Source organism: Flavobacterium hibernum (genome assembly GCF_000832125.1).
GTDB classification, from domain to species: Bacteria; Bacteroidota; Bacteroidia; order Flavobacteriales; family Flavobacteriaceae; genus Flavobacterium; species Flavobacterium hibernum.
Map to the genome: position 1 here is coordinate 248871 of NZ_JPRK01000005.1, position 15577 is coordinate 264447.

Sequence of the window (15577 nt, forward strand, 5' to 3'; positions counted from 1 at the left end):
CAGCCTTTCTAAATTTCTAAAATAGAAACTATCAAAAAGCATTACACAAACTATATTATAGCTTGTTTCTAAACATTAAAATCAGGAGTAAAAAATATATTGGTGATATAGCTTAAATAAAGGCGGGGCATTCGCATCTGAATAATACGAAATGATTTGATTGCTTTTGAAATTGGTAATCGACAAAAAAGCAATTGGCTGATAATCCTGAACTAATAAAGGAAAAGCTAATTGAAAGAAGAATACTTTAAAAGTAGCATTGTCGGACTTTTTCTCAAAATGAACCACTTTGTCTTTACAACAAGATGATTTTTTTTCAGAAGCTCCACAACATTTTTTCTCCGGAGCATCAGAAGTTGGTGTTTTTAATGAAACCGAAGCTATTTCTCCTCCGCAATAATGCACATCAAAAGCAAACCCAATGTTGGAAACCAACAATAGGAACGCTAAAAACAGTCCTGTGCACTTCTTTAAATTCATACTGCAAAATTATTCAAAAAGACTTAAAAAACTATATCGAAAACTTATTTTTTAAAATTTTGTTGCTGATAGTAAAATGCCGGAATAAATAATATTACAAATATGGGCTGAATAATAAATCGTCTAACATAAAACAAAAGCCAGTTCCATTCCTGAAAATATTTGAGAATTATAAAAAACATCACAAACAAAACGATTATAAAAAATCCATATAAAAGCATACTAAACTTTAGGATATCCTTGTCATGAAATAAAGTATGAATTAGTATTAATGACAAAACGCTATTTATTAAATACCGAAATAAAAGTCCACAAAAAAGCTTAAAATTATTCACTTCGGGAAATGGTGAATTCTTGAAATCAAATTTAAAATAATTCAAAAAAGGATCGTAAAACAGCTCGCTTTCCAAATTTCGAATAATCGCAAAGCACAATATAATTACAATTGTAACTATAACTTTATATTTATGCTTAAGGGTTTTATTTAGCATATTTTGAAAATTTGTTCACCCAAAAAATCCACAAAAGAAAAACCAATCCGTAAATAATTAAAGGAAAAAAAGTTCCATGCAAAAAATGTTTATAGTCAGGAAAATGGAATAATAAAACAACTAATATAGAAATACGAACTACGTTAAAAATATAAATCAGCAGGATACCCAGTAGAATAAAAGACAATGTTGTTTTAAATTCTCCAGAAAAAGCAAGTACAAAGGAAACAAATAGAATAATTACACTAACAGCATTACATCCTTCAACAATACGAACATGATACCTATCGTTATACCAAACTTCTAACCAGGAGTCCGCTATACTTTTATGAATGTTAACATTGTAATTAAAAACATGCATTAATTGTTCAACATTCTTTCCAACTATCATTGTAATTGCGTCAACATCATTTGTCGAAAAACTATTGAGATACAACTTATAAAGTAGTGTAAGTAAAATATAAGCCGCAAAAAAAGTGCTAATAAAAATCAAGAATGGCTTAAATTGTACTAAGTAGTTTTTCAACGGTATTTTTTTTTCAAATTTATGTATTTTTTAAGTTTGGCTTTAAATACTTTTGTATAAAATTTTCATATCATGACATTTCAAGAATTACAACCAAAAATAAGTGCTATTATTACTGACAACAAAATAGTTAGGGACGAAAAATTATTAGCAATTTGTCAATTATTAAACGAAAGCATAGAGTATTACAACTGGGTTGGTTTTTATTTTGCCAATCACGAGAACAAAACTTTGCACTTAGGCCCTTATGTTGGTGCCGAAACTGATCATACTGTTATTCCTTTTGGAAAAGGCATTTGCGGTCAGGTTGCCGAAAGTAATGCTAATTTTGTAGTGCCAGATGTTGCTGCACAAGACAATTATATAGCATGTAGTTTTACTGTAAAATCCGAAATCGTAGTTCCGTTATTTGTAAATGGACAAAATATTGGCCAGATTGACATTGACAGCCATGTGATCGATCCTTTCACAGAAGCTGACGAAAGATTTTTAGAATTTGTAAATCAAGAGGTTTCTAAATTGTACTAAAAAAAATACATCTATATTTTCTAATTTTATAAGTTCGTTCATGAAAATCCGTTTTTTTACCCCATTTCTATTTTTAGTTCCCATCTTCCTTTTTTCACAAAACGCATCAGACAAAATTATCTATTTTGATTCAATTGGAAAAGATGCTTCAAAAGAAAATCACAGTTCTTACAGAATTATAAAAGATTTCTACACTGAAAAGGATTTATATCAAGTTAATGATTATTACAAATCTGGCGTTTTAAAGATGGAAGGGAATTCTAAAACAAAAGATGGATTATCTAGAGAAGGCGAATATACTTACTATTATGAAAATGGTAAAAAGGAAAAAACTGAAAATTACATTAAGTCAAGATTAAATGGAAATTTATCAGAGTGGTATGAAAACGGCAGCCCAAAATTAAAAGGAGAAAACATTGATTCTGAATCAGCAATTGATTCAGATATTAAAATTTATGATTTTTGGAATTCTAAAAACGAACACACTGTCGCAAAAGGCTATGGTTGGTATGAAGATGAAGGAGAAAATTTTATCGCTCAGGGAAATATAAAGAATGGATTCAAAGATGGAGAATGGAAAGGCTTCGATAAAGATCTAAAATATCAATACATAGACCTTTATAACGAAGGAAAATTCATCTCGGGAAAAAGTAAAAACTCTGAAGATATAATAAAAGAATATACCGTTTTGGAATCAAGACCGATGCCCAAAAAAGGAATAAACGATTTTTACCAATTTATCGGAACCAATTTTGTTATAACAAAAGAAGCAATCAAAAACAAAGTTTCAGGAAAATTAATCATTCAATTCATAATTGAAAAAGACGGTAAAATAACAGAGCCTAAAATACTAAAATCACTAGGATACGGTCTAGATGAAGAAGCTATTAGGATTATTACAAGTTATGAAAATTGGATTCCCGCACAACAAAGAGGCGTACCTGTGCGCGTAAAGTATTCTATACCACTAACAATATAAATTTGCAAAACAAATAAGGCGGTAAATTACTCAAAAAACAAAAATTAATATACTATTTTAAGATTCTTTTATTTTTGTTTGATTCTTTTGTTTTTTTAAGCTAATTTTGCACCGTCTTACAAAAGATGTACGACTACATAAAAATCATTAAATAATATTGGAATGTATTTAACTAAAGAGAAAAAAGAAGAGATTTTCGCACAACACGGTGAAGCAACAAACACTGGAAAAGCTGAAGCTCAAATCGCATTGTTTACTTACAGAATTAGTCACTTAACTGAGCACTTGAAAAAAAATCGTCATGATTATAATACTGAGCGTTCATTAGTACTATTAGTAGGTAAAAGAAGATCGTTGCTTGATTACTTGAAAAAGAAAGAGATCAACAGATATCGTGAGATTATCAAAGTATTGAATATCAGAAAATAATCAATATAGAAAAGAGGTGCGAGAGTGCCTCTTTTTGTTTTTACATTACAAGCATTTTATAAGAAAAAAAGTTTGGTTTTTCATTGGGTTTTAGATTAACAACAACTACACACACAACAACTACAACACAACTAAAACCCATTGTATAACCAATAAGGAAAAATTATGATTCCACAATTATTTGTAGAAAAGATCGATTTAGGTGATGGCAGAAGCATCACAATCGAGACAGGACGTTTAGCAAAACAAGCTGATGGTTCTGTAGTAGTAAGAATGGGCGACACGATGATACTTGCGACAGCAGTATCTGCACGTAGCGCTAACCCAAATGTTGATTTTTTACCATTAACGGTAGATTATCGCGAAAAATTTGCTGCAGCTGGTCGCTTCCCAGGAGGTTTCTTCAAGAGAGAAGCTCGTCCAAGCGATAGCGAAGTATTAACAATGAGATTAGTAGACCGTGTTTTACGTCCGCTTTTCCCAGACGATTACCACGCTGAAACTCAAGTTATGATTCAATTAATGTCTCATGACGAAGAAGTTATGCCTGATGCTTTAGCTGGTTTAGCTGCATCTGCTGCATTAGCTGTTTCAGATATTCCTTTTTACAATTTAATTTCTGAAGTACGTGTTGCACGTATCGACGGAAATTTTGTAATTAACCCAAGCAGAGAAGACCTTGCAAAATCTGACATCGACATGATGATCGGAGCTTCTATGGATTCTGTAGCAATGGTTGAAGGAGAAATGAAAGAAATTTCAGAAGCTGAGATGGTTGAAGCAATTAAATTTGCTCACGAAGCTATCAAAGTTCAAATTCAGGCACAATTACGTTTACAAGCTGCTTTTGGTAAAAAAGAAATTCGTACTTACGAAGGTGAGAAAGAAAACGAAGAAATTTACAAAAAAGTAAAAGCTGCTGCATACGATAAAATATACAACATTGCAAAAGTTGGTTCGGCTAAACACGAAAGATCTGCTGCATTTGCTGAAGTAAAAGAAGAAGTAAAAGCCCTATTTACTGAAGAAGAATTAGCCGCTGACGGTGATTTGGTTTCTAAATACTTTTACAAAACAAACAAAGAAGCTGTTCGTAACGTAGTCTTAGAATTAGGTGTTCGTTTAGATGGCAGAAAAACTACAGACATTAGACCAATTTGGTGTGAAATCGATTATTTACCAAGAGTTCACGGTTCATCTTTATTTACACGTGGAGAAACTCAAGCTTTGGCAACTGTAACTTTAGGAACATCTAGAGAAGCAAACCAAATTGACTCTCCATCAGAACAAGGTGAAGAAAAATTCTACTTACATTATAACTTCCCTCCTTTCTCTACTGGTGAAGCAAAACCTCTAAGAGGAACTTCAAGAAGAGAAGTTGGTCACGGTAACTTAGCTCAAAGAGCTTTAAAAAACATGATTCCTGCTGATTGTCCTTACACAATTCGTATTGTTTCTGAAGTTTTAGAATCTAACGGTTCTTCTTCTATGGCAACAGTTTGTGCTGGAACAATGGCTTTGATGGATGCTGGGATTCAAATGGTAAAACCAGTTTCTGGAATTGCTATGGGATTAATTACTGACGGTGAAAAATTTGCTGTATTGTCTGATATTTTAGGTGACGAAGATCATTTAGGAGATATGGACTTTAAAGTAACTGGAACTGCTGACGGTATTACAGCTTGTCAAATGGACATTAAGATTGACGGTTTACGTTACGACATTATGGAGCAAGCTTTAGGGCAAGCACGTGAAGGACGTTTACATATTTTAGGAAAATTAACTGAGACTATTGCTGCTCCTAGAGCTGATGTAAAAGCTCACTCTCCAAAAATCATTACCAGAACTATTCCTGGAAACTTTATTGGAGCATTAATTGGACCTGGAGGAAAAGTAATTCAAGAATTACAAAAAGCTACTGGAACAACTATTGTAATCAACGAAGTTGATGAGCAAGGTGTTATCGAAATCTTAGGTACAGATCCTGCTGGAATTGAAGCAGTATTGGCTAAAATTAAGTCAATCACTTTCAAACCACAAATGGGAGAAGCTTACGAGGTAAAAGTAATTAAAATGTTAGATTTTGGAGCTGTAGTTGAATATACTGCTGCGCCAGGAAATGAAGTTTTATTACACGTTTCTGAATTAGCTTGGGAACGTACCGAAAATGTTACTGATGTTGTAAACATGGGTGATGTATTTGAAGTAAAATACCTAGGTGTTGATCCTAAAACTAAAAAAGAAAAAGTGTCAAGAAAAGCACTTTTACAAAGACCTCCACGTGAGGAGAAAAAAGAGTAATCAGATCTTAGTTTACTAAAGGTTTATTCATAGAAAACCCCAATTCATTTATTTGAATTGGGGTTTTTCGTTTTTAATTTATTTCATAAAAACTCTCTTCATTTTCAAAGTAAAATCGTGAAATGACTTTATTTCAAAACCATTTAAGATCAAAAAAACAAGCTTCACTACCTAAAAAAAACCTTGAAAAAGCCCCAATAACAAGGCAATTCATTATTTAAAAATTAAAAATTAAAATTTTATTAACAAAGAGTTATACCTCACGAACCCTTAATTTTACTGGCAAAACCAAACAACCTAATCATAAAAAAATAGCATTTTTATTACATTTTAACACTTTTGCGTGATTTTTCAAACATTTTTTTAATACTTTTGAAATCCACCAATCCAAAAAACATAAAACCACAATCCTTTTGAAAAATCACAAAAAACACCACATCTGTATCCTCATATTTGGATTTTTATTAAACTTTTCTAATTTATACAGCCAATACAATAAAGATGAATCATTTCACAATTGGTTTGACAATATTGTTGGAAAAGAAAATCTTAACATTAGCAATGGCCCAATCTACAAAGACAGCTACATAACGCTTGGCGATAATAGTATGTACTATATCGCAAATAATTTTATGAAGGGAAATGTTACTTACGATGGTCAAACTTACTACGACATAAACATCAAGTACAACCTCTACAAAGACGAATTGATAATTAATCCAATTGGAGAATCTAAATATTCTTCATTGCTTCTTAGTATGAATAAAACATCTGGGTTTTATGTAAACGGCAAAAATTTCGTAAAACTAGACAAAAACCTATCTCCATTACCACAGCTAACTACGGGTTACTACGAGGTAAATGCTCTTCGAGAAGGTTTTAATTTTTACATTAAACATTCCAAGAAGATCGAAAGTAAAACACAAGATCTCAAGTCTTACTCCTATTTCACGGAAAACAACAGTTATTTCATCTTTTATAAAAACACTTTTTACAGTAGCAATAGCAAAAGTGATCTTATAAAAATATTTCCAAATCAAAAGAAACAGATTAATGATTTTTATGCAATGAATAGAGAAATTCGAAAATCAGACAATGATCAATTCATGATCAATTTACTTAAACACATTAACACTTCTCTATTAATTACAGAAAAATAAACTTATGAGAAAATTTCTACTTATTGTATTTGCCATAATTTCTAATCAATTTCTATTTGCACAAGAGACAAATGATAAATTATCATTTGAATTCAAAAATGCCGATTTGATGACTGTTATTCAATCTATCGAAGCATCATCATCTTATCGATTTTATTTTGACTCAGAATGGATTAAATCGAATAAAAACTTATACACAGGAAGCTACAAAGATGCTTCAATTAACGAAGTATTAAACAAAGTATTCAGCAATACGAATCTAAACTTTCTTGTTCTTAAAAAGAAGATCATTCTAACAAGCAATAGTAGTATTCATGATAAGCTGCCTGCGAACTATTTTCCTAAATCTGACGCTAACACTTTAGCGAATCAAACTAACAGAATAGCTCAAAACCCAGTGTTTTATCAACAATACGATTCTATACGTAATAATGGCTCAAGAAAGAATGTCAACGTAGCATTTATTGGTAAAGAATCCGATATTACAGAGAAAAAAACAGCTTATTTATCAGGATATGTAAGAAACGCTGCTACAAATAAACCTGAAGCTAATATCTATGTTAAGGTTAGAAATAAAAGCATAAGCACAGCTACTGATATTGATGGACACTACAGCATACAAGTTCCTCCTGGAATTAACATATTAGAAATAAAGTCTCTTAACTTTAAAAAAGTTGTACAAACATTAATGGTTTATAATGATGGTACATTTGATGTTGAGATTCATGAAGACTCCAATTTACTTGATGAAGTAATAGTAAAAAACAAAAGACCAAAAACGGTAGAAAGTGTTATTTCCGGACTTGTATCTATTGATATTGAAGCATCTAAAAACGTACCTTTGATACTAGGAGAACGCGACATTCTTAAAATAGCAACTACTTTTCCTGGAATAAAAACTACCGGAGAAGGTTCTGCAGGATTTAATGTTCGAGGCGGAAAAGAAGATCAAAACTTAGTTCTTCTAGACAATGCTACACTTTATAATCCACAACATTTCTTGGGCTTTTTCTCTGCTATAAACCCTTACACTGCAAAAAAAGCCGATATTTATAAAGGGAGTATTCCTGCTGATTTTGGTGGGCGTTTATCTTCGGTATTTGATATTACTACAAAAAATGGAAACGCAGAAAAAATTTCAGGTGAAGGTGCAATAGGACCTATAACTTCGAACATTACTGTAAGCTTACCTATCGAAAAAAACAAATCGAGTATTATCGCCGGAATAAGAGCAACATATTCTGATTGGATTCTAAAATCTTTAGATAATGAAGATTTAAAAAATAGTGAAGCTGGATTCTACGACGGAATTCTTAAATACAACAATAATATAAACAAAAACAATTCGGTAGAAGCAACTTTATATTACAGTCATGACCGTTTTAGAATAAGTTCTGACTCATTATACAAGTACAGCAACCGTCTTTTTTCTGCAAAATGGGATCATAGATTCAACGAAAAAAACAAAGGATCTTTATTTTTAACAAATAGCGAGTACAAGTTCAATATCGATTATAACTCGAATAATACTGAAGCTTTTGATTTTGGATACAAAATCGACGAAACACAACTTATGCTAAAACTGAATTACTTATATAGTGAAAAACACTCTATTAACTACGGTATTTCAAGTAAATTATACAATGTAGCTCCAGGCTATCAGCATCCTAAAATGGCTGGATCTCCAATGCTCCCAATCGATATTGAGAAAGAGAAAGGTTTAGAATCTGCTATTTTTATATCAGATAATTTCAAGCTAAACAGCAAATTATTAATCGACATAGGATTACGTTATTCTTTTTATGCCGCTTTAGGAGAAGCTAACGAACGTATTTATCAAGCTGGACAGCCACTCGATGATGCAACTGTAGTCGAAACGAAGTATTATGGAAACAATGAGGTAATAAAAACTTATGGTGGTTTTGAACCTCGTATTGCTGCTCGTTATTTCTTTGCAGAAGATTTTTCGATAAAAGCAAGTTTTGATCAAACAAGACAATATATTCACTTACTTTCAAATAATGTAACGCAGTCTCCAACGGATACTTGGACATTATCTAACACAAATGTAAAACCTCAAACCGGACAACAATATTCATTAGGATTATACAAAAACTTGTTTGACGATGAACTTGAACTTAGTTTAGAAGGGTATTACAAAAGATCACAAAATATATTAGACTATAAGGTTGGTGCGCAATTAACTCTGAATGAAAATGTAGAAACTGAACTTTTACAAGGTGAAGGAAAAGCTTACGGTATTGAGTTTTTAATTAAAAGACAAATTGGAAGATTAAATGGATGGATTGGATATACTTACTCTAGAACATTTATAAAACTCGATAGTAAATTTGATTCTGAAAGAATAAACAATGGAAAATACTTCGCAGCAAATTTTGACAAACCTCATGACTTGAGTGCTGTTTTAAATTATAAGTTCACGAAACGTTATAGTTTATCTACCAATTTCTTATACCAAACAGGAAGACCAATTACATACCCAATTGGTACTTTTCAATATGGAAATGCTGAATATACGCTCTATAGCGACAGAAACAAATATAGAATTCCTGATTATATTCGTCTAGATATTGGAATTAACATTGAAGGGAATCATAAGATAAAAAAACTAGCACATAGTTTCTGGAATATATCTGTTTATAATGTATTAGGAAGAAGCAATCCTTATTCTATTTATTTTGTTTCTGAAAAAGGACAAGTAAAAGCATATAAAACATCTATTTTCTCTATTCCGGTTCCAAGTATAACTTATAATTTTAAATTTTAAATAAATGCATTTTAAAACTGTAAATATTAAATCAAACAAAATCATTCTTTTACTTCTACTAAGCATTTTTATTAGTAGTTGTTCAGAAAGCTTCAACTTACAAACAGATACCTACGAAGAAGCAATAGTAATCGAAGCTACTTTGACGAACCAACTTAAAAAACAAGAAATAAAGATTACTAAAACGTCAAAATTTGAAGATAAAGATGTTACTATAGAAACTGGTGCAAAGGTAATTGTGAAAGACAACCTTAACAATGAATATGTCTTTGTTGAAAAATCAGGGGTTTATGTTTCTGAATTAGAGTTTGAAGTTCTTTCTGGTAGAGAGTATAACTTAGAAATAACTACTAAAGACGGTAAAGTTTACAAATCATCTAACGAAAGCTTAACAACGGTATCGCCTATTACAAGCATTGTTCCAAGTGTAGCATCGACTAGTAAAGATGGAACTGGTGTACAAATTAAAGTAAACAGCTATGATCCAAACAGAACTGCTAATTACTATCGTTACGAGTATGAAGAAACTTATAAAATAATAGCTCCTAAATGGAACGCTGACAAATTAATCGTAACTGGACCTCAATCTGTAGAAATTGCCGATAATGATCCTGCCAAAAGAATCTGTTACACGACAAAAAAATCTACCGATATAATTTTAACCAGTACAAATAATCTAGCAGAAGATCGTGTAAATTTTACAGTTCGATTCATTAAAGAAAGTGATTACATTATCGCACACAGATATAGCATCTTAGTAACACAATATGTAGAAAACCTTGAAGCCTATACCTTTCATAAAACCATGAAAGAAATATCCAGCTCAAACAGCGTCTTGTCTCCAAAACAACCTGGTGTATTTTCAGGTAATATTAGATGTACCAGCAATGCAGATGAAAGAGTTATGGGATATTTTGATGTTGCATCTGTATCTTCTCAAAGAATCTTCTTTAATTACACTGATCTTTTCCCTCCAACAAATACTCCTGCGTATTTTAATCCATGCGACAACATCTCATATCGATTCTGCTTTAATAATCAAGCCGTTCCAGCATGTGAAGGTCCTGCATTGATTGCAGCCATAAAAGACAAATCAGCACTATACTACTCTGGTTCAGGATCAACCTACTTTATGGTAGAACCAGTTTGCGGAGATTGCACAACATTTTCATCTAACATAATACCTTCATTTTGGACAAATTAAAATATATTTTACTATTGATCTTCGTCATCAATACTAATCAGATCACAGCTCAACAAAATATTTCTATAGATGAAAGCGTATTTATCCATGCAAATGCTACAACATTTGTTTCAGGAGAGAAACTTTTGTATAAAATATATTGCCTAAAGAATACAGACAAAACACCAAGTTCTGTTAGTAAATTAGCCTATGTTGAACTTATAGATCCAAGCGGAATAAGCATTTTTAAGAACAAGCTTTATTTACAAAATAGTACTGGAGAAGGAGATTATTTTATCCCTACAACGCTAAAAACAGGTAGTTATAAACTTATTGGTTATACCAACTGGATGCTAAATTCATCGGTTTCTAAGATGTTTCAAATTGATGTTAAAATCATTAATCCTTATCAAACGAGTGAATCTAATTCTACCGAAAACAAAGTAGCATCAGAAAAATCAACTCAAAACAGTTCAACACCAGCTACATCAACTTTAGCTCAACAACCATTATTGGATAATAATTTTAAAATAAAACTCAACAAGAAATCTTTCAATAACCGTGAAAAAGTTACTTTAGAGATTGAGTCTTCAGCTTCAACTCTTGAAAAAGGAAACTACTCTTTATCCGTTCGAAAAACAGATAATTTACCAACAACAAACCAGTTGACGGCAAATGAATACTCTAAAATTCCAACCGAAATTCAGAACAATTTACAAAACAGCGAAAAAATTGTACTTCCGGAACTTCGCGGAGAAATGATTTCTGGTAAAGTAATTTCAAAAAACACAACAAGCAGTATTCAAAATGTAATCGTAGCATTATCTCTACCTGGAAAATCGTTTGCATTCAAAGTAGTAAAAACCAATGATGCCGGTCGTTTTATTTTTAATTTAGACAAAGCTTATTATAATGCTGAAGCTTTTATACAAGTCGTTGGCGATCAGAAAGAAAACTTCACAATAGAGCTTGACAAAATGAGCGAACCTGAATATTCTAAATTATCATTTCAATCAAACTTTACATTACCAATCGAGTTAAAAGAAACACTATTGGAAAGATCAATTGCAAGTCAAATTGAAAATGCGTACTATTTAGACAAAACAGATAGTATTATTAGACCTGTCAAAATTGATCCGTTTTATTACCCTACTGCAAAAGAATATGTCTTAAATGATTTTACAAGATTCCCATCTTTAAAAGAAACAATTACAGAAATTGCAACCGAAATAATGTACAGACAAAGTGCAAACGAGTACTCTTTGCATGTAACTGATTATACCGCGCACTCTCAGTCACCAGAGCCACCATTAGTAATGGTTGATGGTCTTATGCTGCAAAATGTAAATGAACTTTTTAACTATAACATGAAAAACATTTATAGCATTAGTACCATTACAGGCTCATATTATGTAGGACCAAAAATTTTTAACGGAATTATAAGTCTCATAACTTTAGATGGAAATTTTGTTAGTCAACAAAAAGAAAATTATGTACTAAAAGCGTCTGTTCTTAGACCTTCTCTCAAAAAATCATACTATGCAGCAGATTATAGTGACATGAAAAAATATGAAAGAATTCCTGATTTTAGAAATCAACTATTATGGAATTCTGATGTGGCAGTAAATAATACAGATACTGCTATCACTTTTTTCACCTCAGATGTTCCGGGAACTTATGAAATAAGCATGGAAGGTTTTACAGAAAAAGGTGTTCCTGTATCTTTAAAAGACACATTTAAAGTAGAGTAACAATTTAAAAAAAATATTATTATTTATTTTGTAACCTTTTCGTAACTTCATACGTATAATCATTTGTACACTTAAAAATTGAGGAGACAAAAAACATGAGACAACTTAAAATCACCAAGCAGGTAACCAATCGTGAAACTGCATCGTTAGACAAATACCTACAAGAAATTGGAAAAGTTGACCTAATTACCGCTGATGAAGAGGTAGAATTAGCACAAAGAATTAAAGCCGGTGATCAAAGAGCATTAGAAAAATTAACAAAAGCCAACCTACGTTTCGTTGTATCGGTTGCTAAACAATATCAAAATCAAGGATTAACTCTTCCTGACTTAATTAATGAAGGAAACTTAGGTTTAATTAAAGCGGCTCAACGTTTTGATGAAACTCGTGGTTTCAAATTCATCTCTTACGCCGTATGGTGGATTCGTCAATCGATTCTACAGGCTTTGGCAGAACAATCTCGTATTGTTCGTTTACCATTAAACAAAATTGGTTCTATCAATAAAATCAACAAAATGTATGCTTTATTAGAGCAATCTAACGAGCGTCCACCTTCTGCTGAAGAAATTGCAAAAGAACTTGACATGACTGTAAATGATGTAAAAGAGTCTATGAAAAACTCTGGTCGTCATTTATCTATGGATGCGCCTCTTGTTGAAGGAGAAGATTCTAACCTTTATGACGTTTTACGTTCTGGAGAATCTCCAAATCCTGACAGAGAATTAATTCATGAATCATTACGTACTGAAATCGAGCGTTCATTAGAAACATTAACTCCTAGAGAGGCAGATGTTGTTCGTTTGTATTTTGGTCTTGGCGATCAACACCCAATGACTCTTGAAGAAATTGGAGAAACTTTCGACTTAACTCGTGAGCGTGTTCGTCAGATTAAAGAAAAAGCAATCCGTAGATTAAAACATACTTCTAGAAGTAAAATTCTTAAAACTTATTTAGGCTAATATTTAGTCTTAAAGTCCGAAAGTTATAAAGTCCAAAAGTCTCTTTTGACTTTACGACATTTGACTTTCGACTAAACAGCAAACAACAGTTTGATTGACTGTTCGTTTTTTGATTGATGATTGAAACTCCGGCTGATTACCGGAGTTTTTTATTTTATGATTTGCCTTGAAATTTAACCGCAAAGTCCGCAAAGGTTTTTTATCTTTTTTGGATCTTGTAAAAATACAAAGTTAGCAAAGCTTTGTGTTGATCAAACTTTGCGAACTTATAAATTCATCAAACCTTCAGCATAGAACTTTGTGAACTTTGCGAAATCTTCGCGGACTTTGCGGTTAAACTTCATTACATTATCTTTGTAAAAAAAACAACACACACAACTACACAATGAAAAATACACTTATTGCTCCTTCTGTTCTTGCAGCTGATTTTGCCAATTTACAACGTGATATCGAAATGATTAATAATAGTCAGGCTGATTGGTTTCATATCGATATTATGGACGGAGTTTTTGTACCTAATATTTCTTTTGGAATGCCGGTTTTAGAAGCAATTTCAAGACATGCAAAAAAAACAATCGACGTACACTTAATGATTATTGATCCTGATCGTTATATCAAAACTTTTGCAGATTTAGGTGCAAACATATTAAGCGTACACTACGAAGCGTGTACACACTTACACAGAACACTGCAAGCCATAAAAGCGGAAGGAATGAAAGCTGGAGTTGCCATTAATCCTCATACTAATATTGATTTACTAGAAGATGTAATCAACGACATTGATTTAGTATGCATTATGAGTGTGAATCCAGGTTTTGGAGGACAATCATTCATTGAAAACACTTACGATAAAGTAAAAAAACTAAAAGCTTTAATTACACGCAAAAACGCTTCAACTTTAATTGAGATTGATGGTGGTGTAACAAGTAAAAATGCCAAACAATTAGTAGAAGCTGGAGCTGACGTTCTAGTTGCAGGAAGTTTTGTTTTTAAAGCAGAAAACCCAACTCAGACAATTGCGGAATTAAAAACTTTGACTACTTTCTAAGTTTTTAAACGAAATAAAAAGCAAGCCGAAGATTTCTCTTCGGCTTTTTTGTACAATTAAATCTGTAAAAAATTAAAATCAATTCTGCGAAACGTTAGATTTTCGATAGCCTGTAAGACTGATATCTTTATGTTTTTTAAAGAATTTATTGAGATGACTTTCGTCTGAAAAACCAAATTCTTCAACAATTTCATTAATTCTCATATCACTAAAACGTAACCGATGTTCTATCAATCGTATTTTATAATTTGAAATAAAAGACTGAATCGTTTCTCCTGAATGATTTTTAAAATAACTTCCCAAATACGTATCAGAGATATCAAATTCCTTTGCTACTGCCGAAGCTTTTAATTTTTGAGGACAAAAAATATGAGCCTGAATATAATTAATGATTTCCAGAATTCTTTTATCAGCACTTTCTTTTACCCCGGTTGGTTTTATTTTCGCTATGTTTCTGGCAGCAATTACAATAAGGGCGTTTACATAATGTGTAATTAAATCCTCATCGTAAATATCCTTATTCTCTATCGCATGAATCAAGGAATCTGATATTGATTTTACAAGAAACTCATCCGCTTTTCGTTTTAAAATACAACCCGATAAATGTGTTGCATAGTGCAATAAACACCCTATATGATCGATACTTTTTGATTTATATTCTTTTACATATTCGCTATTAATTTTCACCAATAAAAACTCTGTAGTATTTATAATGTCGAAGTTATGATAATCATTTGGTGTCAGTAGCATTAGATTGCCTGCCTGATAGGATATGGCATTTCCATTAATATGAAGCAATCCATTTCCTGAAATCACATAAACCATCTGAAAAAAACTGAATTGTGAATTTACAATTGGGCACTCATCTACTTTTTTGTAAAGCACTTCTACCGATTGATGCATGTTTTCTTTTCTCATACCACAAAAGTACTTTTTTATCATTAAATTATACTG

At 31.8% G+C, this 15577-nt stretch carries 14 protein-coding genes; 10 read left to right on the plus strand and 4 right to left on the minus strand.

The annotated features are described in order from the left end of the window. Positions 1 to 81 precede the first annotated feature (81 nt). The 3 genes from IW18_RS05385 to xrtF are packed head-to-tail and all read right to left on the minus strand — an operon-like array spanning position 82 to position 1497. The gene (locus tag IW18_RS05385) at positions 82 to 480 is read right to left on the minus strand and encodes an HYC_CC_PP family protein (protein ID WP_041516550.1); all 399 of its coding nucleotides are present in this window, start codon (positions 478 to 480) and stop codon (positions 82 to 84) included. Positions 481 to 524: 44 nt separating this feature from the next. Next, on the minus strand, positions 525 to 971 hold the full coding sequence (locus IW18_RS05390; protein ID WP_041516552.1) for an exosortase F system-associated membrane protein: 447 nt from the start codon (positions 969 to 971) through the stop codon (positions 525 to 527). Next, positions 961 to 1497 (minus strand): exosortase family protein XrtF, encoded by a 537-nt coding sequence (xrtF, locus tag IW18_RS05395; RefSeq protein WP_041516553.1) that lies wholly within the window; start codon positions 1495 to 1497, stop codon positions 961 to 963. The genes IW18_RS05390 and xrtF overlap by 11 nt, the downstream gene beginning before the upstream one ends. Before the next feature lie 72 nt (positions 1498 to 1569). On the opposite strand from xrtF, the gene IW18_RS05400 reads away from it, so the two are divergent. The 10 genes from IW18_RS05400 (at position 1570) to rpe (ending at position 14623) form a co-directional block, all read left to right on the plus strand. Beyond that, entirely contained in the window at positions 1570 to 2025 is a 456-nt protein-coding gene (locus IW18_RS05400; RefSeq protein WP_041516554.1) for a GAF domain-containing protein, read from the plus strand. A 40-nt stretch (positions 2026 to 2065) separates the two neighbouring features. Then, on the plus strand, positions 2066 to 3004 hold the full coding sequence (locus IW18_RS05405) for an energy transducer TonB (protein WP_041516555.1): 939 nt from the start codon (positions 2066 to 2068) through the stop codon (positions 3002 to 3004). 162 nt (positions 3005 to 3166) lie between these two features. Then, positions 3167 to 3433, plus strand: coding sequence for a 30S ribosomal protein S15 (rpsO, locus tag IW18_RS05410; protein ID WP_041516556.1), 267 nt, complete (start codon positions 3167 to 3169; stop codon positions 3431 to 3433). 165 nt (positions 3434 to 3598) lie between these two features. Beyond that, positions 3599 to 5734, plus strand: a complete 2136-nt coding sequence (locus IW18_RS05415; protein WP_041516558.1) for a polyribonucleotide nucleotidyltransferase — start codon at positions 3599 to 3601, stop codon at positions 5732 to 5734. A gap of 413 nt (positions 5735 to 6147) precedes the next feature. After that, positions 6148 to 6894 (plus strand): hypothetical protein, encoded by a 747-nt coding sequence (locus tag IW18_RS05420; RefSeq protein ID WP_041516559.1) that lies wholly within the window; start codon positions 6148 to 6150, stop codon positions 6892 to 6894. 4 nt (positions 6895 to 6898) lie between these two features. Next, positions 6899 to 9682, plus strand: a complete 2784-nt coding sequence (locus IW18_RS05425; protein WP_041516561.1) for a TonB-dependent receptor — start codon at positions 6899 to 6901, stop codon at positions 9680 to 9682. 4 nt (positions 9683 to 9686) lie between these two features. Further along, complete coding sequence (locus tag IW18_RS05430) at positions 9687 to 10886, plus strand: DUF4249 domain-containing protein (protein ID WP_041516562.1); 1200 nt, start codon at positions 9687 to 9689, stop codon at positions 10884 to 10886. Next, complete coding sequence (locus IW18_RS05435) at positions 10874 to 12616, plus strand: hypothetical protein (RefSeq protein WP_041516564.1); 1743 nt, start codon at positions 10874 to 10876, stop codon at positions 12614 to 12616. Before IW18_RS05430 ends, IW18_RS05435 begins: the two co-directional genes overlap by 13 nt. A 95-nt stretch (positions 12617 to 12711) precedes the next feature. Next, a complete protein-coding gene (locus IW18_RS05440; RefSeq protein ID WP_007804760.1) occupies positions 12712 to 13575 on the plus strand; it encodes a sigma-70 family RNA polymerase sigma factor in 864 nt (287 codons plus the stop codon). A gap of 385 nt (positions 13576 to 13960) precedes the next feature. Continuing rightward, positions 13961 to 14623 (plus strand): ribulose-phosphate 3-epimerase, encoded by a 663-nt coding sequence (gene rpe / locus IW18_RS05445; RefSeq protein ID WP_041516565.1) that lies wholly within the window; start codon positions 13961 to 13963, stop codon positions 14621 to 14623. Between the two features lie 78 nt (positions 14624 to 14701). On the opposite strand, the gene IW18_RS05450 is transcribed toward rpe, so the two are convergent. Beyond that, the gene (locus IW18_RS05450; RefSeq protein ID WP_174232052.1) at positions 14702 to 15541 is read right to left on the minus strand and encodes an AraC family transcriptional regulator; all 840 of its coding nucleotides are present in this window, start codon (positions 15539 to 15541) and stop codon (positions 14702 to 14704) included. Between the last annotated feature and the right edge of the window lie 36 nt (positions 15542 to 15577).

Coding starts and splice junctions, on each gene's coding strand:
- IW18_RS05450 (WP_174232052.1), bottom strand. CDS start 15,541: ATGAGAAAAGAAAACATGCATCAATCGGTAGAAGTGCTTTACAAAAAA.
- IW18_RS05415 (WP_041516558.1), top strand. CDS start 3,599: ATGATTCCACAATTATTTGTAGAAAAGATCGATTTAGGTGATGGCAGA.
- IW18_RS05440 (WP_007804760.1), top strand. CDS start 12,712: ATGAGACAACTTAAAATCACCAAGCAGGTAACCAATCGTGAAACTGCA.
- IW18_RS05425 (WP_041516561.1), top strand. CDS start 6,899: ATGAGAAAATTTCTACTTATTGTATTTGCCATAATTTCTAATCAATTT.
- IW18_RS05390 (WP_041516552.1), bottom strand. CDS start 971: ATGCTAAATAAAACCCTTAAGCATAAATATAAAGTTATAGTTACAATT.
- rpsO (WP_041516556.1), top strand. CDS start 3,167: ATGTATTTAACTAAAGAGAAAAAAGAAGAGATTTTCGCACAACACGGT.
- IW18_RS05385 (WP_041516550.1), bottom strand. CDS start 480: ATGAATTTAAAGAAGTGCACAGGACTGTTTTTAGCGTTCCTATTGTTG.
- rpe (WP_041516565.1), top strand. CDS start 13,961: ATGAAAAATACACTTATTGCTCCTTCTGTTCTTGCAGCTGATTTTGCC.
- IW18_RS05400 (WP_041516554.1), top strand. CDS start 1,570: ATGACATTTCAAGAATTACAACCAAAAATAAGTGCTATTATTACTGAC.
- IW18_RS05405 (WP_041516555.1), top strand. CDS start 2,066: ATGAAAATCCGTTTTTTTACCCCATTTCTATTTTTAGTTCCCATCTTC.
- IW18_RS05430 (WP_041516562.1), top strand. CDS start 9,687: ATGCATTTTAAAACTGTAAATATTAAATCAAACAAAATCATTCTTTTA.